This is a genomic window from Klebsiella sp. 2019SCSN059 (assembly GCF_021739525.1).
Lineage (GTDB): Bacteria > Pseudomonadota > Gammaproteobacteria > Enterobacterales > Enterobacteriaceae > Klebsiella > Klebsiella quasipneumoniae.
On the sequence record NZ_JAKKOM010000081.1, the window covers coordinates 1 to 3,904 of the forward strand.

Genomic DNA, 3,904 nt, shown 5'->3' on the forward strand with positions numbered 1-3,904 from the left:
CCTCCAGCCGGCGCACATGGGCATCGACATAGCCCTCATAGTCGCCGCCTGGAACGCGGCACGTATAGGAAGAATAAGGGGTCTGACGCTCAGTGGAACGAAAACTCACGTTAAGCAACGTTTTCTGCCTCTGACGCCTCTTTTAATGGTCTCAGATGTCCTTTGGTCACCAGTTCTGCCAGCGTGAAGGAATAATGGCCGAGCATATTGATATGTCCGTGGCAAAGCGGGGAGAGGCGTGCGATATCTTCATCATTCAGTGTTTCACCCTGCGCCCGGAGATGATCCAGGGCTGCCTGCATATAAATAGTGTTCCATAACACGACGGCGTTAGTGACCAGCCCCAGTGCGCCCAGTTGATCTTCCTGACCGTCGGTATATCGTTTTCTTATCTCACCTTTTTGACCGTGACAGATGGCTCTGGCAACGGCATGGCGACTTTCTCCCCGATTAAGCTGGGTCAGAATGCGCCGGCGGTAATCTTCATCATCAATATAATTAAGCAGATACAGCGTTTTGTTGATGCGCCCCACTTCAATGATTGCCTGAGTCAGTCCGGAAGGACGTTCACTTTTCAGCAATGAACGGACCAGCACTGAAGCCTGTACTTTGCCCAGCTTCAGGGAGCCAGCGGTCCGGATCATTTCGTCCCACTGAAGGACTATTTTTCGGGGATCTGATTGCCCTCTGGCAATATCATTCAGCACGCCATAGTCGGCATCATGGTCCATTCGCCAGAAAACCGAAGCACCGGCATCAGCCAGGCGTGGAGAAAACTGGTATCCCAGCAGCCAGAAAAGGCCAAAGACAAGTTCGCTGGCACCTGCTGTATCGGTCATAATTTCGGTTGGATTCAGCCCGGTCTCCTGTTCCAGAAGACCTTCCAGCACAAAGATAGAGTCCCTCAGCGTCCCCGGTATAACGATGCCATGAAAGCCGGAATACTGATCGGACACAAAGTTGTACCAGGTGATCCCTCTGTTATTACCAAAGTATTTGCGGTTCGGTCCGGCATTGATTGTTCTGACTGGCGTAACAAAGCGCATTCCATCTGCAGATGCCACTTCTCCTCCACCCCATATCTGTGCCAGTGGCAGCGTTGCCTGAAAATCAACCAGTCTGGCATTAGCGCTGGTGATAGTTTCAGCCCGCAGATAGTTCGCTTTTGTCCAGTTCAGCCGGTGTCGGGTCAGTGCAGGAACATTTGATCTGATCAGTGGTTCCAGACCGATATTGCAGGCTTCAGCCATCAGCACGGCGCTGATGCTGACGGGCAGATCATCAACTCTGGCACTGGCTTCACTAGCATGGAAAAACTCATCAGCAAATCCGGTATGGGCGTTAATTTCGAGCAGCAACTCCGTTAAATCCACCGGAGGGAGTAGATCACTGATCATTTTGCTCAGTCGTTTCAGACTGTCCGGCTCATCAAGACTGGCGAGGGGAGAAATTGTCAACCGGGGCTTCGGGCCAGAAACATCGAGTTCGACAGCCTCATTTTCGCAAAGACGTGCAGCAACCTGTCTGTAACGACTATCAAGCTGATGACCCAGAGATTTTATTGCTTCCTGCGGGTCTGTCGGGTGCCCCAAAGAACGATAAACCTTAATCCGGTTTGCCTGCCAGTCAGCACCCTGTAGTAATCTTGCACGAGGATCTCCCCACCGGTTACTGCCGGTAACGTAGACATCCCTCCGCCTCAGACTATCCTGCAGTTTACTGAGAAAGCAGAGCGTGTATCCCCTGCGGGTGATATGTTTTTCCTTGTTAATCACCAGCCGTTTCCATGACCGACTGATAATTTCCGTTGGTGCGTCGTCAAAAAACTGCCGCCGTGAGCTGAACTCCCGGCTGAGGTAGTCACAGGCATTCAGAGTGGTAACCCCGGCAGGTGCGGATGAAAATTTAACGGTATTCAGCAGATGGGGCAGGAAACGACGAACGCGCCCGTACTGCTCCACCATTTCTTCATGAAAATTATCGTCTGAGGGCCGGGCAATTTCACGGACAAGCGTGATGATTTCAGCCAGCTTTTGCCTTGGGATGTAGCTGAACACCTCAGCACGAATCGATTCGTCCGGTGTTTCTTCTTTCAGCAGGTACGAACATGCGCTGGCGAGCGCCAATGCAGATTTATCCAGATCCTTCAGCGAGCGGAGCCGTTTTTTCTGCCCAATCTTTCTGGCGTCACGGATGATAACGGCCAGCATGGCGTCCAGAACGTCCAATGCATCATCCAGCGCCAGCGTTTCCCATGCAAGGACAAAGGCAACCAGAACCGCCATCCTTTTCTGCGGTGACATCCTGGCAATATTGAACACCGAAGTCATACCAGCATAACGTGCGAGATTTTTCAGGCGCACAGCCGGGAGTGTACTCAGGTTTTCAGCATGCAGGCCAAAATCGTTCAGAGTTTTCCAGCGTTCAATTGCTTCATTAAACGCCGGACCACTGATGGTCACAGGGCCCTTTTTCAGTGATTCCAGTAAAGACAGGCGGCTGCAATCAGTTGGCCCCAGCAGCATCTCCAGCTGTGAACGCTGTTCGGCTGACGGTATCAGTGCCAGTTTGTTCCACAGGCGCAACGTCGCCTTTTCCCTTACCTCTGAAATCAACCGGGTCAGCGTAGTGGCTCCGGGGAGAATAATACGATGTTGCATAAGCCACCCTGTCGCCAGATCGAAAAGCAGGCCAGGACGTTCGTTGCTTATCCAGCTCCGGGTATATAAAAGACGGGTAAGGCGAAATGTCCAGGGCCAGGCAAATTCACGATACTGATAGTGCTGACGTATCAGCGCTGCATGCTCACGGCGGGTATTTTCCCTCTGACCGTATTCTGCAAGAACGGTGATATCACGAATCCCGAGCTGTCTGGCGGTAAAATGCCGGACGCCGGAAGGAATATGATTCATATCGGTGAGGAAGGTGCCCAGAAAACGGACACATCCAATTTGCAGGGCAATGCCCAGACGGTTGTGATCACCTCTGCTTTTTCCGATAAATTCCTTGTCTGCTTCATCAAGGTGAAAATATCGTGCCAGCTGAAGCTCATCCGGTTCACCGGTGAATCTGCCATAGCTTTCAGTCTGCTCAGTGGTCAGAAAGTCAACGGGCATATCGGCCTCCCTGCCTGACGGGCATTTAGTAACATTTTTCCAACCGTACGAAATGTTATAAATTATCGGACATCGTAAAACTGTTACATTAATATGTCTATTAAATCGTAAATTTGTAATAATAGACATGAGTTGTCCGATATTCGATTTAAGGTACATTTTTATGCGACTTTTTGGTTACGCTCGGGTCTCAACCAGTCAGCAGTCTCTTGATCTTCAGGTCAGAGCACTCAAAGACGCAGGTGTGAAAGCAAACCGTATATTTACCGATAAGGCATCCGGCAGTTCAACAGACCGGGAAGGGCTGGATTTGCTGAGGATGAAGGTGGAGGAAGGTGATGTCATTCTGGTTAAGAAGCTCGACCGTCTTGGCCGCGACACTGCCGATATGATCCAACTGATAAAGGAATTTGACGCTCAGGGCGTGGCAGTCCGGTTCATTGATGACGGGATCAGTACCGACGGTGATATGGGGCAAATGGTGGTCACCATCCTGTCGGCTGTGGCACAGGCTGAACGCCGGAGGATCCTAGAACGCACGAATGAGGGCCGACAGGAAGCAAAGCTGAAAGGAATCAAATTTGGCCGCAGGCGTACCGTGGACAGGAACGTCGTGCTGACGCTTCATCAGAAGGGCACTGGTGCAACGGAAATTGCTCATCAGCTCAGTATTGCCCGCTCCACGGTTTATAAAATTCTTGAAGACGAAAGGGCCTCGTGATACGCCTATTTTTATAGGTTAATGTCATGATAATAATGGTTTCTTAGACGTCAGGTGGCACTTTTCG

General features: G+C 51.0%; 2 protein-coding genes. One reads left to right on the top strand and one right to left on the bottom strand.

Going from position 1 to position 3,904, the window contains the following annotated elements; translation table 11 throughout:
• Positions 1-110: 110 nt before the first annotated feature.
• The gene (locus tag L2I46_RS28760) at positions 111-3,116 is read right to left on the bottom strand and encodes a Tn3-like element Tn3 family transposase (protein WP_001143759.1); all 3,006 of its coding nucleotides are present in this window, start codon (positions 3,114-3,116) and stop codon (positions 111-113) included.
• 163 nt (positions 3,117-3,279) lie between these two features.
• Here L2I46_RS28760 and L2I46_RS28765 point away from each other — a divergent pair, with 163 nt between their 5' ends.
• A complete protein-coding gene (locus L2I46_RS28765) occupies positions 3,280-3,837 on the top strand; it encodes a recombinase family protein (protein ID WP_001235713.1) in 558 nt (185 codons plus the stop codon).
• Positions 3,838-3,904: the final 67 nt, after the last annotated feature.

Bases quoted from the DNA above. Each gene is read 5' to 3' on its own strand.
- L2I46_RS28760 (WP_001143759.1), bottom strand. From the start codon at position 3,116: ATGCCCGTTGACTTTCTGACCACTGAGCAGACTGAAAGCTATGGCAGA.
- L2I46_RS28765 (WP_001235713.1), top strand. From the start codon at position 3,280: ATGCGACTTTTTGGTTACGCTCGGGTCTCAACCAGTCAGCAGTCTCTT.